This is a genomic window from Bradyrhizobium sp. S3.3.6 (assembly GCF_040546905.1).
GTDB classification, from domain to species: domain Bacteria; phylum Pseudomonadota; class Alphaproteobacteria; order Rhizobiales; family Xanthobacteraceae; genus Bradyrhizobium; species Bradyrhizobium cytisi.
The window spans coordinates 50113-66247 of record NZ_JBEPOT010000003.1; the positions used below are offsets into that span (position 1 = coordinate 50113).

Annotated in this window: 11 protein-coding genes; 5 read left to right on the top strand and 6 right to left on the bottom strand. The window is 61.9% G+C overall.

Features of this window, described 5'->3' with window-relative positions:
* The first annotated feature begins 62 nt into the window (after positions 1–62).
* The 3 genes from ABID59_RS09125 (at position 63) to ABID59_RS09135 (ending at position 4311) form a co-directional block, all read left to right on the top strand.
* Complete coding sequence (locus tag ABID59_RS09125) at positions 63–812, top strand: GntR family transcriptional regulator (protein WP_354083170.1); 750 nt, start codon at positions 63–65, stop codon at positions 810–812.
* Between the two features lie 105 nt (positions 813–917).
* Positions 918–3890, top strand: coding sequence for an FAD-binding and (Fe-S)-binding domain-containing protein (locus tag ABID59_RS09130; RefSeq protein WP_354083171.1), 2973 nt, complete (start codon positions 918–920; stop codon positions 3888–3890).
* Positions 3883–4311, top strand: coding sequence for a GlcG/HbpS family heme-binding protein (locus ABID59_RS09135; RefSeq protein WP_354083172.1), 429 nt, complete (start codon positions 3883–3885; stop codon positions 4309–4311). Before ABID59_RS09130 ends, ABID59_RS09135 begins: the two co-directional genes overlap by 8 nt.
* Before the next feature lie 909 nt (positions 4312–5220).
* On the opposite strand, the gene ABID59_RS09140 is transcribed toward ABID59_RS09135, so the two are convergent.
* Positions 5221–6705 (bottom strand): carboxylesterase/lipase family protein, encoded by a 1485-nt coding sequence (locus ABID59_RS09140; protein WP_354083173.1) that lies wholly within the window; start codon positions 6703–6705, stop codon positions 5221–5223.
* 727 nt (positions 6706–7432) lie between these two features.
* Positions 7433–8185 carry an SDR family NAD(P)-dependent oxidoreductase gene (locus ABID59_RS09145; RefSeq protein ID WP_354083174.1) on the bottom strand — a complete coding sequence of 251 codons (753 nt, stop codon included), beginning with the start codon at positions 8183–8185 and terminating at the stop codon, positions 7433–7435.
* A 202-nt stretch (positions 8186–8387) separates the two neighbouring features.
* Between ABID59_RS09145 and ABID59_RS09150 the strand changes: the two genes are divergently transcribed.
* A complete protein-coding gene (locus ABID59_RS09150; RefSeq protein WP_354083175.1) occupies positions 8388–9170 on the top strand; it encodes a helix-turn-helix transcriptional regulator in 783 nt (260 codons plus the stop codon).
* Positions 9171–9318: 148 nt separating this feature from the next.
* Here the strand turns inward: ABID59_RS09150 and ABID59_RS09155 are convergent, their stop codons facing one another.
* Complete coding sequence (locus ABID59_RS09155; protein WP_354083176.1) at positions 9319–9657, bottom strand: fumarylacetoacetase; 339 nt, start codon at positions 9655–9657, stop codon at positions 9319–9321.
* Positions 9658–9702: 45 nt separating this feature from the next.
* The gene (locus ABID59_RS09160) at positions 9703–9948 is read right to left on the bottom strand and encodes a fumarylacetoacetate hydrolase family protein (RefSeq protein WP_354083589.1); all 246 of its coding nucleotides are present in this window, start codon (positions 9946–9948) and stop codon (positions 9703–9705) included.
* Positions 9949–10599: 651 nt separating this feature from the next.
* On the opposite strand from ABID59_RS09160, the gene hmgA reads away from it, so the two are divergent.
* Positions 10600–11913 (top strand): homogentisate 1,2-dioxygenase, encoded by a 1314-nt coding sequence (gene hmgA / locus ABID59_RS09165; protein WP_354083177.1) that lies wholly within the window; start codon positions 10600–10602, stop codon positions 11911–11913.
* A 467-nt stretch (positions 11914–12380) separates the two neighbouring features.
* On the opposite strand, the gene ABID59_RS09170 is transcribed toward hmgA, so the two are convergent.
* Together ABID59_RS09170 and ABID59_RS09175 are read right to left on the bottom strand one after the other, a co-directional pair.
* The gene (locus ABID59_RS09170) at positions 12381–14060 is read right to left on the bottom strand and encodes an FAD-dependent monooxygenase (protein WP_354083178.1); all 1680 of its coding nucleotides are present in this window, start codon (positions 14058–14060) and stop codon (positions 12381–12383) included.
* Between the two features lie 747 nt (positions 14061–14807).
* Positions 14808–16010 carry an MFS transporter gene (locus ABID59_RS09175; RefSeq protein ID WP_354083179.1) on the bottom strand — a complete coding sequence of 401 codons (1203 nt, stop codon included), beginning with the start codon at positions 16008–16010 and terminating at the stop codon, positions 14808–14810.
* Positions 16011–16135: the final 125 nt, after the last annotated feature.

Genomic DNA, 16135 nt, shown 5'->3' on the forward strand with positions numbered 1-16135 from the left:
CGAAATTTGGTATTCGATTGCGGCCGTCGACGCGACCCAACGAGCAAACTACTGTGCTGCAAATGAAATCCACGATTCCCGACACCGGGGTTCCGATCACCCCGCCCGCCACAAATGGCGGCGACCGCCAAGAAAGCCGTCACGAGGCCTCGCTCCATGGCGAGATCCTGCTGCGGCTGCGCGACTATGTCGTGGAAGGCAACATTCCCGACGGTGCCCGCGTTCCCGAGCGCCAGCTCTGCGAGATGCTTGGCATCTCCCGCACGCCCCTGCGCGAGGCACTGAAGGTGCTCGCGGCCGAGGGCCTGATCGAGCTTCTGCCCAACCGCGGCGCCCGCATCCGCCAGCTCAGCCAGCGCGACCTGGAAGAGCTGTTCGACGTCATGGCGGGACTGGAGAGCCTCGCCGGGCGCCTCGCCTGCGAGGCCATTACGGACGAAGAGATCAGCGCGGTCGAGCAGCTGCATTACGAGATGTACGGCCACTATCTGCATCGCGACATGCACGGCTATTTCCAGGCCAACCAGCGCATCCATGAGAGCATCGTCGCAGCCGCGCGCAACGAGACGCTGAAGACGGCTTACGCCAACTTTGCCGGACGGATCCGCCGGGTCCGCTACTCCGCCAATTTCGCCCGCAGGCGGCAGCGCTGGGCGGAGGCGATGCGCGAGCACGAGGCGATCCTGGACGCGCTGCGCCGCCGCGCCGCGAGCGAGCTCAGCGACATCCTGTTCCAGCACCTGCGCAACAAGCGGACGGCCGCGATCGAGCACCTGGCCGAATCCGAAGACGACGCACCGGCGGCACCCTAAGGGGTAGCCGGCTTGCTCATTTTGAATTCATAATATAATCGGTCAGAAACAAGAATGAATAATCCGACGGGGCCGGGGCCTTGTAGGATCAATCCGGGACCAGGGATGACCAACGCCTCCTCGCTCGAACGGCGCCTGCGCGCGGACATGACCGGCGACGTCCTGTTCGATCGCTTCAGCCGCGGCCGCTACGCTACTGACGCTTCGTTCTATCAGATCGTGCCGTCCGGCGTCGTGGTCCCCAAGACCATGGACGAGGCGCTGCGGGCCCTGGCGATCGCCCGCGACGAAGGCGTGAAGGTCACCCCGCGCGGCGGCGGCACTTCGCAATGCGGCCAGACCGTCAACGATGGCCTCGTCGTCGATCTCTCAAAACACCTCAACCGCATCCTGTCGCTCGACGTCGAGGGCCGGACCTGCGTGGTCGAGCCCGGCATCGTGCTCGACGACCTCAACCGGCAGCTCAAAAAGCATGGCCTGTGGTTTCCGGTCGACGTCTCGACGGCGTCCCGCGCCACCATCGGCGGCATGGCCGGCAACAATTCCTGCGGCGGCCGCTCGCTTCGCTACGGTACCATGCGCGACAACACGCTGTCGCTGGAGGCCTCGCTCGCCGACGGCACGCTGAGCCGCTTCGGCGAGGTCTCACGCGATCTCTCCGATCTCGACGCCGGCGGCAGCGTGCGCGCCCTGTTCCGCGACATGCTCGATCTCGGCTCGCGCGAGGCCGACGAGATCGCGGCGCGCTTTCCAAAAGTTCAGCGCCGCGTCGGCGGCTACAATCTCGATGCGCTCATCCCGCGCAATGCGCGCAACAACATGGCGCATCTCCTGGTCGGCTCCGAAGGCACGCTCGCCTTCACCACCAAGGTCGAGTTGAAGCTGTGGCCTGTCATCCGCAACAAGGCGCTGGGCATCTGCCATTTCGGCAGTTTTTACGAGGCGATGGACGCGGCCCAGCACCTGGTCAAGCTGAAGCCGATCGCGGTTGAGCTGGTCGACCGCACCATGATCGCGCTCGGCCGCGACATCGCGATGTTCAAGCCGATCATCAATGCGGTGATCAAGGGCGATCCGGACGCCGTACTGGTGGTCGAGTTCGCCGAGGAGGATCAGGCCGACAATCTATTGCGCCTCAAGCAGCTCGGCGAGCTGATGGGCGATCTCGGTTTCGGCTGGAATAACGACCCGCGCAAATGGGGCGGCGTGGTCGAGATCACCGAACCCGCCCTGCAGAGCGGCATCGCCGATTTCCGCGCCGCCGGCCTCAACGTCATGATGTCGATGAAGCAGGAGGGCAAGCCGGTCTCCTTCGTCGAGGACTGCGCCGTGCCGCTGCCGCATCTTGCCGACTACACGGCGCGGCTGAACGAGGTGTTTGCCAGGCACGGCACCAGCGGCACGATGTATGCGCACGCCTCCGAAGGCTGCCTGCATGTGCGGCCCGTGCTCAATTTGAAGCTGGAGAAGGACGTCAAGGCGATGCGTGCCATCGCCGAAGAGGCGTTTGCATTGGTGCGCGAATACAAGGGCTCGCATTCCGGCGAGCATGGCGACGGCCTGGTCCGCTCCGAATTCCACGAGACCATGTTCGGCGAGCGCCTCGTCGCCGACTTCAGGGAGGTCAAGCACCGCTTCGATCCCGATTGCGTGCTCAATCCCGGCAAGATCGTCGATGCGCCCAGGATGGACGACCGCTCGCTGTTCCGCTTCAAGCCGGACTATCGCGTCGCCGACCTCAAGACCAAGCTCGACTGGTCGGCCTATCCCGGCGCCGGCGGCGGCTTCCAGGGCGCGGTCGAGATGTGCAACAACAACGGGGCCTGCCGCAAGCTCGAGGGCGGCGTGATGTGCCCGTCCTATCGCGCCACGCGCAACGAGAAGGATGTCACCCGCGGCCGCGCCAACACGCTGCGGCTCGCGATCTCCGGGCAGCTCGGCCCCGACGCGCTGTCCTCCGACGAAATGATGGAGACCCTGAAACTTTGCGTCTCCTGCAAGGCCTGCCGCCACGAATGCCCGACCGGGGTCGACATGGCCAAGATGAAGATCGAGATGCTGGCCGCGCGCACGGCCTCGCACGGCCTGACGCTGCGCGACCGCCTGGTCGGCTACCTCCCGCGTTACGCCGGCCTCGCGTCGCGCTTTGCGCCGCTAGCGAACTTGCGCAACCGAAGCCCGCTGCTGCGAAAGCTGTTCGAGCGCTTCGCCGGCATCAGCGCGCGCCGCGCCCTGCCCGCCTTCCGCAGCGATGTGTTCGTGGCGCCTGCCGACAGCGTCGGTCCGGAGGCCGGCCGCGAAGTCGTTCTCTTCGCCGACACTTTTAATCGCATCTACGAGCGCGAAAATCTCGAGGCCGCGTTGCGTGTGCTCGCCGCTGGCGGCTATCGCGTGCATATGCCGAAGCCCCCCAGCGGCAACCGCCCGCTCTGCTGCGGTCGCACCTTCCTGTCCGCCGGGCTGGTCGATGAAGCCAGGTCCGAGCTCGATCGTCTCGTCGCCGCCTTCGCGCCCTTTGCCACGCGCGGGATGCCGATCATAGGCCTCGAGCCGAGCTGCCTGCTGACGCTCCGCGACGAGCTCGCCTCGCTGCGCAAGGACGATGACGCCAAGGCTGTCGGCGCCCACGCGCTGACCTTCGAGGAGTTTCTGGTGCGCGAGGCCGAGGCCGGCCGGCTGCAACTGCCGCTCGGCACCGTCGCTGAGAAGGCCCTCGTCCACGGCCATTGCCATCAAAAATCCTTTGGCGCCTTCAAGCCGGTCGAGCAGGTGCTGCGGCTCGTCCCCGGCCTTGAGGTCAAGACCATCGAGTCGAGCTGCTGCGGCATGGCGGGTGCTTTTGGTTACGGCGCGGACACCTATGATGCCTCGATCGAGATGGCCGAGCTGTCGCTGCTGCCGGCGGTGCGCCGCGCAGACCAGAGCACGCTCGTCGTCGCCGACGGCACCTCCTGCCGCCACCAGATCCACGACGGCGCGCAGCGCGAGGCGCTTCACGTCGCCCGCGTGCTGGCGATGAGCCTCGATAGCGCCGAGACCAATTCCACTCCTATTGCAAAGGAACCCAGTTATGGCTGACCTCACGCTCGACACCGCCCGCAAGATACTCGACGCCGCATTGGCGAAGGCGACTGAGCTGAAGCTCAAGCCGCTCGTCGTCACCGTCCTCGACGCCCGCGGCGTGCTCAAGCTCGCAGCCGCGCAGGACGGCACCAGCCTGATGCGCGCCGAGATCGCCCACGGCAAAGCCTTTGGCGCGCTCGCCATGGGCATGGGTTCGCGCGCTTTGTACCAGCGGGCACAGGAGCAGGCCTATTTCATCGACGCCGTGAACACGATTGCAAAAGGCGCGTTGGTGCCGGTCCCCGGCGGCGTGCTGATCATGGACGGCACGACCCTTCTCGGCGCCGTCGGCGTCTCCGGCGACACGTCGGACAATGACGAGGCGTGTGCCGTGGCGGGCATCCAGGCGGCGGGGTTGAAGGCGAACGCGGGGTAGCCTTGTCCATGCTACTGGAGCGTTGCGCATTCTAAGATGCCAAGAGATAGTGTGCCGCTGGATCGTCGGGGTTCGAATCCCTGGAGCGCTAACCGCCTTTCCCATACCAGCCCAAGCTACGATACCTCATCCAATCTTATCCATAGGGCGGTGCGTGAGCCTCAGGACGACCGCAGCTCTACGCTTAGACGAATATCGAAGCCCTGGGCTGCCGGTCAGGTGAAAGCGACCTCCGCCGCCCAAAATCGAAGACGCGCATTTTCGATGCCCGCTTTCGCCGGCACTGTACCCAGGCTATTCCCCACGATCCGACGGTTGGCAGCATAAGCGGCGAGCGGGTAAGCAAAAGCACCGCAGTTGGCACGATCGCGTTCCAAGAATGGGACGATATTTCTATTTCGCGCGCTGATGGACAACATTCGGGGCGCAGACGAGCGGGACAGCCTTTCAGCCGCAAGCCGAACGACGAGAGAAATCAAGATTGAGCCGCCGGATTGGCGAGTTCAAGCATCGGCTCGGCGTCCACATTTGCAACGTGGACCATCCAACTGCGCGGCGACTGAAACGGGCTCATGATCTACGAACGTGGAAGATCAGCGATGAGCTGGAAACGATCAAAGCTCTATCCCAGGAACGCTCCAGACGTACAACTGGTACGCTCAAGCAATCCAATCACCATTCAACAGCCAGCTTAAAAAGCGACTTGGGGCTTGGCGCGACTTCCGACGACGACGTGCAAACCGACCTGCTGGAGCGCAGGCTAGCTCTGCCCACTTGGCACCGCCTCCGGCGAGAATTAAGTAGTTTGTCCTTCGTCAGGCTCCAACACTCGCCGCTACGCTCTGCGTCCCCACAAGCGGCGCGCGCGACAGCCTTCTTCGGTCGCGGGACCCGACGGGCTGGAGAGTGTCAGGGGACCGAGCCGAAGGCCTGAATGCGCCTGTCAAAGTGGAGCACCGCACGGTTGTGCGTGTACGCGGGCCAATGCGACAGATCGGTCCCGTTGGGTTCGCCGCTCTTCGCAAATGCCGCAATCGCACCTCTAAATCGTCGGCTTAGCTCTTCCACCTCTCGCCGGTCTGCTCCCTTGAGCATCGGAACGTTCCGCCAGACGTCGATATTTCCGAAAAGAAAAGGAAGATCGATACAGTGGCAGGCGCCTAGTCCTGGGACTGGCGACTGCCAATCGAAACGATAGGAAAACACATTCCGACCAGCCTTGGCTTGGGCAGTTGCGACAGCCAGGTTCGCGTCCGTGAAGAGCTTGTCGGTGTAGAGATCTCCCACTATTGTCCGGGGAATCGCGGGAACGCGCGCTGATCGGATCTTCAGGATCGCATCCGCCGCGCCGCTTCCTAGTTGTAACTTGAATATCTCATTCACTTCGTTTTCAGACAGGTCGTTCAGGGTCGGATTGGATAACGAAAACGCAGCGTATTCTTCGCGCGTTACACCAATCATGATGTCGCACCACTGTGCGCTACCGTTTTGAATGGATGCGACGGGATCTCTCGGGATAAGGCTGCTATCCAGAACGGGCATGAACGGCGGGCTGATGTCCCCCGGTATCGCCGGAGGTCTGCTTTGCAACCCACGTAGCAATCCAAGGATTTGATCAACGGACATCGTCCGCAGTCTATCGACATCTTGGTCGGCCAATCCAAGAACGTCTAGAAGTGTCTTGGCGAGCGGCCTCGCCGTTTCGACCGTGCGAAGCTCTACGCCGACAGGCGCGCTCATGATGATCGCTCGGCTGAAGAGATCGCGCCCAAGATCAGTTCCGAGAAATGCAGCGATGCTGAAGGCGCCAGCCGACTGCCCAATAACTGTGATGCGCGCGGGATCGCCTCCAAAGCAACTGATCGCCTCCCTGATCCAACGCAGAGCTGCAGCTTGATCGTGGAGGCCCAGATTCAATTCGCCGAAATCAGGTCCGGGCCAAAAGCCAAGAAGACCGAGGCGAGAGGTAATGTTCACGACTACAAGGCCATTTTCCCTCGCAAGAACGCTTCCATCATAGCAGGGGAGCGACCCCCCACCGGTCATGAAGGCGCCTCCGTGGAGGAAGACCAAAACCGGCGCATTGTCGCCGGCCCGGTGCGTCGTCCATATATCGAGATGAAGACAGTCTTCACTTTGCTCGACCTCGTAGGTACCCATAACGCTGTCCAGCCGCGAGGGTAACTGTGGGGGAACTGGGCCAGGTACGGTCGCGTCGCGAGTATCTCGCCATCGGGGAGCCGGTCCCGCCAACTCGAAACGCCGCGGCCCGATCGGAGCCTCTGCGTATGGCACTCGATGAAACGCGGTAACACCGTCCACCGTGATGCCCCGCAGGCAGCCGAAAGGTGTTTCCAACTCGAGATGCTCCACGCTGCGCTCAACTCCAACCATTTCTCGTCTCCAACAATTCAACGCCGAAGCTAGCCCCGGATCAGACTCATACAACCACCAGAACGGCTTTTGAATCTCTGCACCCCAAGCGTGTCTTGGGGTGCCACGTCTGCGTCGCCCGTCATTGCCAACCTTGCTTCCGGCGCCGGAGGTCGCTTGCGGCCTACTCAACAGCGTTTCGATATTGCTCGTCCAGTTCCGCAACTGGAATGCCCCGTTCCGTAATTGAGACGTATCGATCGGCTAACCTCATCTAAATTCCAACTTACTTTGCCCTAAATGAATTTGTCGGAGACTTGGTCTTTCCCCACGAGTGCTCGGCCAGTGTGTTGGATATCTTTGTGGTATCCGCGCCATTATGCCACTCATCCACTGAACCAACCGGGACATCGTATTGTCCCACAGGATCAGGAAAAGACGCATGTATGGGTAATGGAAATTATGGGAAAAGTGGGCGGGCAACGGCCAAACACCTGTTGGCGCACGGCAAGCATGTAACGCGCTGGTCCGCAGTCGCGAGAGGGACACCGCGGCGACCGCGACCATGCCGGACACCGCCCGGCCGGTTCTCGACATGGTGACGCGGTGACACCTTTTTGAATCCGCATAGATGGGCGCCAGAACGTCCGCGACGGCGCCCGCCGCGAAGCCAGCGACGATCTTGGTCTGCTGGGCGTCCCGGGCCGACACACTGGCCAACGCGAACGAGATTGCAATCGGGCGGCGATCACAGGTGACGCCCTCCATCGACGACGATGCGCGTGCCGGTGCTGGCCTTGAGATGGGTGATGCAGGCAACGATGGCGGCGGCCACGTCATCCGGTTCGATGACGCGCTTGAGCGGCGTCGCCTTGGCGCCCGCCTCGAGAGCGCTGCGATCGCGACCCGGAACGAAGTCGGTTGCAACGGCGCCAGGCGAAACCGCCAGGAGCCTTATTTCCGGGCCGAGCACGCGTGCCAAAGAGGCGGTCATGTTGTCCAGGGCGGCCTTCGATGCGCAGTAGGCGACGTTACTGCCGGACGCGGTGAAGCCCGAGATGGACGAGACGTTGATGACGACGGCGTCACCCGATGCGCGTAGCAAGGGGCGGAGCGCCCGGACAGCGGAGTACGGACCGCACACGTTCGCGATCAGGATGTCCTCGAACAGCTGGTCCGTCAGCGTGTCGAGATCGCCATGCGGTATCGCACGGGTGAAGCCTGCGGAATTGACCAGGATGTCGAGTTTTCCATAGCGGATTCCGAGTTCATCCGCCAAGGCTGCGAACGAGGTCTCGTCCTTCAGTTCCAGGCGCGCTACCGCGTGGTCGGCCGGCGGGAGTGTTTCCAGTAGCTTTCGCGCCCGCTCTTCGCTGCTGTGGTAGCCGATCACGACGTTGGCGCCGAGCATGGCGATTTCACGCACGGCGGCGGCGCCGATACCGTTGCTGCCGCCCGTGATCACAGCGATCCGATCGCGCAGCGGTTTGGCGTCGTTCATCGATGGTTCCACCCTGAATTTGCGACAACGCCGCAAGGCGCTTGTCGCGCGCTGATCCGGGGGGAGGCTAACACGCTGCCACAGGTCGCCCAGTCACATGAATAGGGGACACTATCCAAGCCGAAGCGCCGATTGCCTGCACCCCGAATTTGCCTTTAAGTGGCAGGCGAGCGGACAGAGAGCCGCTGGCCGAGGTTCCGGGATGAAGGCTTACAAGGTGGACCATCCGACCGGCGTCTACGACATGACGCCGGCGCTGATTGGACTGATCGATCTCGCAGGCGCGGAAACGTTTGCCGGCACGCTGTTCAAGATGGTTCATGCGATGACCGGCTGCGGTCACCTTACGGCGTTCGCATTCGACCACGATGCTGATCCACTTGTGCTGATCGCAGAGAACGCCGGGCAACGACCGGTGGCCAGAGACGTCGCGAACCATTACCGCAGCGCCTACTGGCGTCACGACCTGGCCAATCAGGTGCTGGCCGGTACGCCAACATCGGGGAGCGCGACCTGGTGCATCCGCACGCGCGCCTCCGAGATTAAGCATTCCGACTATCGCAGCGCCTGCTACACGTCGGTCGGACTGGGCGACCGCATCTGCATCGCCGGCGCGCCGGCGAACCGGACCATCCGCATCAATCTGTACCGTTCCGGTGGGAACGCGTTTTCGGATTCCGACGAGGCCTTGATCTCGCGTGGCGCCGACATGCTCTTGGCGTTGATCGGGCGCCATGCCCGCGATGCCCGAGCGGCCCAGCGCGGCCCCGCCCAAGACGTTCGCGCGCGATTGCTGCGAGTTGCGCCCGTGTTGTCCACGCGGGAAGCCGATGTCTGTGCCGGCATCATGGAGGGGTTGACCTCGGAAGGCATTGCGCTGCGGCTCGACATCAGCATCAACACGGTGCTGACCTATCGCAAGCGCGCCTATGCCCGCCTCGGCATCTCGTCGCAGAACGAATTGCTCCGCCTTGTCATGGATTAAACCTGCGCGCAGGGAAGCCTCAGACCGCAGGTGTCACCCTCCTCGTGCATTCGCCAAAGCCGATCGTGGCGAAGCCGTCGCGATTGCTCCATCCCGTCACCGAACTTCGTCGCCGTCCGCCAGGAACGATCGGGGCTCGCCGCCGAGATCAAACGGCTTGGTGGCCGCACGCGGTGATCTCGAGCGCGCTGCCGAGACTACCCAGCGTCGTTCCGGAGACGGTGCTGGGTCCAAGCAGGTCGTCGGTCTCTAGATTGCATCCGTTGCTCGTCTGGTGCGCGACGAACTGGGCAGGCGTCCAATACAGGCCGCGGGTGCAGGCGGGGCTGACCGTCAGAGCCGCGGTCATGCCTGCCGCACGTAGAGCACAACGCACGTCGATGTCGATCGCGCCGGACTGCTTATCGGCTTGGGCGTGCAGATGCGGCAAAGGACGCGGGTCTTGTTCGTCACGCGGGAATGCAGTCACGCGGAACGGAAGCAGCACTTCCGCCGTGACGATCCACGGCGAGACATTCGTGCCGAAACTCCTTCAGGGAAACGGACCCAGCGGCTGGTATTCCCACACGTGGCTGTCGCGCCCTGACCGGTCGTTGAGAACGCAGAAGCCGAAGATGTGCTGCCACGCCTCATCGATGGAGACCGGGTGTCCCGAGCTTCGACGGCGTGCCATACATACCCCGAGCTCGGTTTGGTAGTCGAGTGGCGGCTCTCCCGATAGACCGGCGCCGCAGCGCCCTTCTCCGGCACTTGACCGCGCGGCCGGCGGATCTCGCAGCCGCTGACCACGATGCTCGACGTACGGCCGTTATATGCGATGGGCACGTGCTTGTAGTTTGGAAACAGCGGCTCCGTGAGGAGGAACATGCCACGCGTTCAACGCATGATTGATCGATGCGAAGAAGTTCACCAAGTTCGCAATCCGCGCAGTAGTAGAAGTTCCGCATCAGCCATCGCGACCAAGTGCGGCGACAGTTCCTCGCGGGCGGCGACGTTCTGCGTATACAATAGCCGGAAAAACCTGCAGCCGAACTTCAGACCTTGTCCGGTCCCAACGCCATGAACCATTCAGGCTCGATCCGCCTAAGGCGACCGCCCCAGGCCGCGAGGCCAGTGAAATTGGCGGCGCATGTGCTTACATCGAGGATCATGTCGCCGATCGCGATGCCACCTCCGGAGCTTCGGCCGGGTCGGTGCGCCGGAACACGCCGAACGGCAGGTTCTATATTGGAAGGCGCTGCCGGAATTGGCGAACTCCATCAAACTGCGGCGTGAGCCGTCGTGGGTTGCGTTGAATTGACAGAACGGCACCGCCGTCCGGAAGAGAGGCCCTGTCACACGCCGATGGGACGGGGATCGCGGACAGGGCGGCTTATGCTCGTGCCATTGGCAGCGCCACGCGCCAGGCAACGAGCAAGGTTCCTCGAACATGAATACACCGCAATACATGTCTGGATTCGGCAACAGCTTCGAAACGGAGGCGCTCCCCGGCGCGCTGCCGGTCGGGCGGAATTCGCCGCAGCGGGCCACCTACGGGCTATATGCCGAACAGTTGAGTGGCTCGGCGTTCACGGCACCGCGCGGCACCAACGAACGATCGTGGCTTTACCGGATCCGCCCCAGCGTCAAGCACACCGGCCGCTTCACGCCGGTCGAGCCGGGCTTCCTCCGCACCGCGCCCAACACGGGACAATCGAAGCTGCCGATCGGGCAATACCGCTGGCTGCCGGTCGCCATCCCTACCGATGACCTGACCTTCGTCAGCGGACTGCGAACGGTGACGACTGCCGGCGATGCCGAAGCACAAGCCGGCATGGCCGCCCATCTGTCCTTCATCACCCACTCGATGAAAGACGAGTATTTCTGCGACTGCGACGGCGAACTGCTCGTCGTGGCGCAGCATGGCGCGCTGCGCTTCTGTACGGAGTTCGGCATCATTGAAATCGCACCCGGCGAGATCTGCGTGATCCCGCGCGGAATCATCTTCCGCGTGGAGCTTATGGACGGGCCCGCTCGCGCCTATGTATGTGAAAACTACGCAGGGTCGTTCACCCTTCCGGGAAGGGGGCCGATCGGCGCGAACTGCCTGGCCAATTCCCGCGATTTCCTTACGCCGGTCGCAGCCTATGATGACCTTGATTCATCGAGCATCGTGACCTTCAAATGGTGCGGCGAACTGTTCACGACCAAGATCGGGCATTCGCCGCTTGACGTCGTCGCCTGGCACGGCAACTACGCGCCCTACAAGTACGACCTGCGGCACTTCTCGCCGGTCGGCGCAATCGCCTTCGACCACCCGGACCCATCAATCTACACCGTCCTGACCTCGCCGTCGGAAAGTGCGGGCGCCGCCAATATCGACTTCGTCATCTTCCCGGAGCGCTGGGCGGTCGCCGAGAACACGTTTCGGCCGCCTTGGTATCACCGCAACATCATGTCCGAATTCATGGGCCTTGTTTACGGCGTATACGACGCGAAGCCCGAGGGCTTCGTGCCCGGCGGCATGAGCCTCCACAACATGATGCTTCCGCATGGACCGGACGCCGTCGCCTTCGAGAAGGCGAGCACCGTCGAACTGAAACCGCACAAGATCGCCAATACGCTCGCCTTCATGTTCGAGTCGCGCTTTCCGCAAAAGCTGACGCAATATGCGGCCGACTTGGCGGAAAGAGACGACGACTACGCCGAGTGCTGGACCGACCTTGCAAAGAAATTCGATCCTACATCGGCGCCGGTCAGGTGATGCCGGCGGGGACCCTCGCTCAAGCCTCGCTACGCGGTCGAAGGGTCACGCTATGTCCTCGCCGCCTGCGCCGTCGTGAGCCAGGAAATGTTCGGCATGGTCGTAGATACGCCGCAGAAAGCGTTTTAGCTCAATCCGCGCACGTCCAAACCAGGCGCCGGATTTCTAATGGACCGGACGCCCGCAAACTCTGTGAGCGTATTCCTGACCAGCAAGAGGCATCCTCAACGCCGATCTCCATCCCGGAGCGCTTGCGGTCGCAAAATCCACTGTGGATCCAGCCGGCCGCTATTCGCGCACCGACGCAGTGCGGCTGGTAATCAACCGCGAGAAGCAGGCGGTGATCCGCGCAGCGGCAGTGGCGGCAAACCCGACTGTCGCTATGGCGCGGCCAAAGCTTTGCGATCCAGAGGCGCCGCGCTCGCCGCTCCGCCGCTTGCGAAGTCCGCAAGCGACTTGCGTGTCCGTTAGCTCGAGCGAATAGGTGACGAACTGACGTCTTCCCGCAGCGGGCCAAACGATTTCTCAAGCTCTGCCAAGACCGCACCAATCCCATCTAGCGTCGACACAGCCGCGACATATCGATCAGGCCGCACAAGCAGCACCCGACCGGTGAGCGGTCTCAAAAACGCTTCCGCCTCCGGCGAGGCCGGTCTAGCGTGGTGCACACCACTAACTTTCACACGCTGCATTTCATTGAAGCAAATAGACAAAAACCGCGGGCTCAACACTCGCGAATCGGCAAGCAAGAGCAAATCGTTGGTGGGTACAGCGATCCCTACCACCAGGAACCAACCGTCCGAAATCGCATCAATTGACTTCGTGCTACCACCATCCAGGAAAAGCGAAACACGCGGACATGTCCGTCCAACAACGAGTTCCTGCCGCCTGGACCGCACCATGAAGCCGGCCTTAATCCATGGTCGAGGCATATAGCGCATCTCGGCAAAGAAACGCTGGATCGCGGGGATAAGGTTCAATGTCTGGAAGAAGGCGTCCCTCGCCGCAGCAATAATGCGGTTGCGAATGTTTGCCATTCTTCCGATCATCACCGAATATCGAATAATCGCCTCAACCTGCGGCCTCCTTTCTGTCTCGTAGGTCTCAAGGATCGTGGGGTTGAGCCTCCCTTGCAGTACCGCCGCAATCTTCCAGCAAACGTTGTTGGCATCGCGAGCGCCCGTGTTCATGGCCTGCGCGCCGAACGGCGGCATGACGTGCGCTGCGTCGCCGAGCAAGAAGACCCGTTTCGATCCCATTCGCTCGGCGATGCGCTCCGAAAATCCATAGACCACCGACCGGATGATTTTGAGGGGTGTTCCTTTGTACGGAGTATGTCTGTCCACGAGATCACGGATGCTGTCCGCCGTGGCAATCTTATGATGATCTTCGCCTGGGTTGAGCATGAACTCCAGTCTTCGCCCGCCATATGGCGCAGGCACGCTATTGAACGGCCGCTCAGGATTGCAAAAAAAACGCGAGAAGGGGGACCGGTCGGGAAACTCGGCGAGGTCGACCACTAAATGGGGTTGATCAATGCGATTTCCAGCGAAAGAAATATTGACAGCCGAGCGGATGAAACTTCGCGCGCCATCACAGGCGAGTACAAATCGTCCCGTCACTAGATGTTCTCGCCCGGCACGAACGACCTTCAACCTGACGCCATTCTCATCCTGATCTAGGCCTGCGACAGTAGACCGGTACTGCAGATCGACGCAGGGATAGCGCCGTGCGCCATGCAGCAGCTTCTTCTCGAAGACTGGCTGCATCAATCCCGCGCGGTTGCCAAATCCATTCGACGTCAAGAAGGGGTTGACCTTCACCACCGGCTTGCCCCGCATAGAATAAAAGAAAATTCCAAAAGGCGGCGAGAGGTGCTCTTCCATGTCGTCGAGCAAATCCAGGCTATCAAGAAGACGGAGATATTCGTCGTCGATCACGAGTGCTTTGGGCAAGTCCGACGTCAGTTCATTCCGCTCCAGCAAGATTGTGGAAATCCCGAGCGAGCCGAGAATGTTAGCGACCGTCAGGCCGATCGGACCCGCACCAACGACCAAGACATCGGCATCTTTGCTTCCTCGCCCGTCGGGTCCCGAAATCGGCTTGATGAGTTCGCGGATCTGATCAAGCGACAGATGATTATCCATTAACGCCCGCCTTTTCTGATTTGGCAGTTAGTTTCGACCGGCGACCGCCTCAGAGCCAAACTACTAGTGGACTTGATTCGCGTCTGTCCCATGCACGGGTGACGAACAGAAGTTTGAGATCAGCAAATACGGTCCGTTCCGAGAATTCTGCATCATCATCATCATGCCGCCGCCACTGCTTTTCCAGCGTAACCAACTAGACGCAGCCGACGAATCAAACCTAGGTAGCCATCCCCTCAGAGAGGGCGTGTCATGCTTCGGATCGGCGCGGCCGAACACGTGATCGGGGCGCGGCGGCGAGAAAGGTAGAAAGCATCATCACATCCCTGTCCGCTTCCTAGTGATGGGCCGGGCCGGAAGGGCGTTTATGCGAATACAGCTGGCCCTGCCTGTCGCGAAGCTCTGCTACGGCTCTGAGCTTCTGAACGGCGATCTGTCACGCTGCGGCCGACCGAACGCGGATTTGTCGGATCCGACTTCGAGGGCGATGCCAGCCACTCAGCGGTCGTTCTGAGCCGGCCCGCCCGACAGCTGGTAGCTCGAAACTCGCCCCTTGAGGATGTGGCAGACGACGGCTTGACCTGAAGTATGCGCAGAACACCCGGACAGTTCGCTCTTCCACATGTTCGCGGAGCGCTCCCGGGGCGGCCCGATCGGCCGAAGTGACAGCCATCTTGAGCGAAGACCGCCACGCCCGTCCATCGCGCCGACGCGACGCCAATGATGCTTCATGGCTATGCAGTCGAGTTACCATTTGAGTGAGGCTGCGGTATCTCGCCGCTCGCGTAAGGTCGACTCGCGCGCGATGGCGAGGGCGATCAAGGCAAACAATGCCATCGCGGCGGCGACGACGACCAATGCGGGGCGAAGACCGCCGACCGACGCGGCCAGCGGCGCAACGAGCAGTGGGCTCAAGAACTGACCGAAATACAGACCGAAGTATACCTGGCCGGTTGCCTTGCCCATGTGCCAGGGTTTTGCGGCGGCCATCGTCCAGGCCATGACATTGGGAACCAGCATCCCAGCACCAAGTCCATGTACTGCGAGGACGACGAAACTCTCGGCATAGCTGGTGATGCGCGACAGCCACCAAATCCCCACTGCCAGCAGCGCAAAGACCAAGACGTTGATCGATTGCGTATTGAACCGCCTCCGTAAGACGGGCCACAGCAACGTTCCCGCGGTAGCCGAAAGAATTCCGAAAGCGGCCCCCATTCCGATGGCTTGTGTCGACGTTATACCCAGATCTGCGAGCAGAAACGGGTACTGGACCGGCGGTAAGTAGACGGCGATCATGCCAACCAGCATGACTGTAATCTGGGGAAGCAGCGCGGACTTTGGCGGCCGTGTAGCTGCGAACCCCAGCGTATCGGTGCGCGGCGCGTATTGTGGGGGGGGCAGTCGCAGTTGGAAGGGAATCAGGAGCAGCGCGAGACCATAGAGCGCGAACGGCAGCCGCCAGTTCATTTCGCCGAGAGCACCACTGATAAAAAAGAGAACTGTGCCGGCAACGCCGATAAAGCGCATTTGCAGATTAAGATAACGTTCGCGCTCCTGTCCTCTGAAGTGAGTACCGATGATGGACGTGCAGCACGTCATCACGATGGCTTCAGCGGCACCGAAAATGAACCGAGAGACGACGATTTCAGTTATGCCATCGAGCCAGAGCGGAGCGACGCCGGAGACGGCGTATAGCGCTGTGCCCCACACCAAAAATTTGCGGCTTCCCCAACGGTCGATGACTGTGCCGATGAAGGGTGAAGCGATCGCCGTGACGAATGCAGGCGCCATCAGCGCCAACGCCACCAACAATTCGACGTGTTTGACCGAGGCGTAGGCCGCCTGGAACTTGACCAGGATAGGGACCACCAGGATGGATGCCAAGATGGTCATGCAGCTGCCGAACAGCAGAACTATGCCGACGCCGTTCACGCGTTCAATTGTCTTCATGTCGCCCCTCACCCTCACTGCACTTCTTGACTTGACATCGATCCCGCCGATGCTCGCGCGCTGTGGGAACAAGCCGGACCGCAGATATGTTTCCAGGCAGCCGGACCTGCCGCGCGAGCGAAGGT

Excerpts from the sequence above, each read along its gene's own strand:
- ABID59_RS09125 (WP_354083170.1), top strand. The coding sequence starts at position 63 with ATGAAATCCACGATTCCCGACACCGGGGTTCCGATCACCCCGCCCGCC.
- ABID59_RS09130 (WP_354083171.1), top strand. The coding sequence starts at position 918 with ATGACCAACGCCTCCTCGCTCGAACGGCGCCTGCGCGCGGACATGACC.
- ABID59_RS09135 (WP_354083172.1), top strand. The coding sequence starts at position 3,883 with ATGGCTGACCTCACGCTCGACACCGCCCGCAAGATACTCGACGCCGCA.
- ABID59_RS09140 (WP_354083173.1), bottom strand. The coding sequence starts at position 6,705 with ATGGTTGGAGTTGAGCGCAGCGTGGAGCATCTCGAGTTGGAAACACCT.
- ABID59_RS09145 (WP_354083174.1), bottom strand. The coding sequence starts at position 8,185 with ATGAACGACGCCAAACCGCTGCGCGATCGGATCGCTGTGATCACGGGC.
- ABID59_RS09150 (WP_354083175.1), top strand. The coding sequence starts at position 8,388 with ATGAAGGCTTACAAGGTGGACCATCCGACCGGCGTCTACGACATGACG.
- hmgA (WP_354083177.1), top strand. The coding sequence starts at position 10,600 with ATGAATACACCGCAATACATGTCTGGATTCGGCAACAGCTTCGAAACG.
- ABID59_RS09170 (WP_354083178.1), bottom strand. The coding sequence starts at position 14,060 with ATGGATAATCATCTGTCGCTTGATCAGATCCGCGAACTCATCAAGCCG.
- ABID59_RS09175 (WP_354083179.1), bottom strand. The coding sequence starts at position 16,010 with ATGAAGACAATTGAACGCGTGAACGGCGTCGGCATAGTTCTGCTGTTC.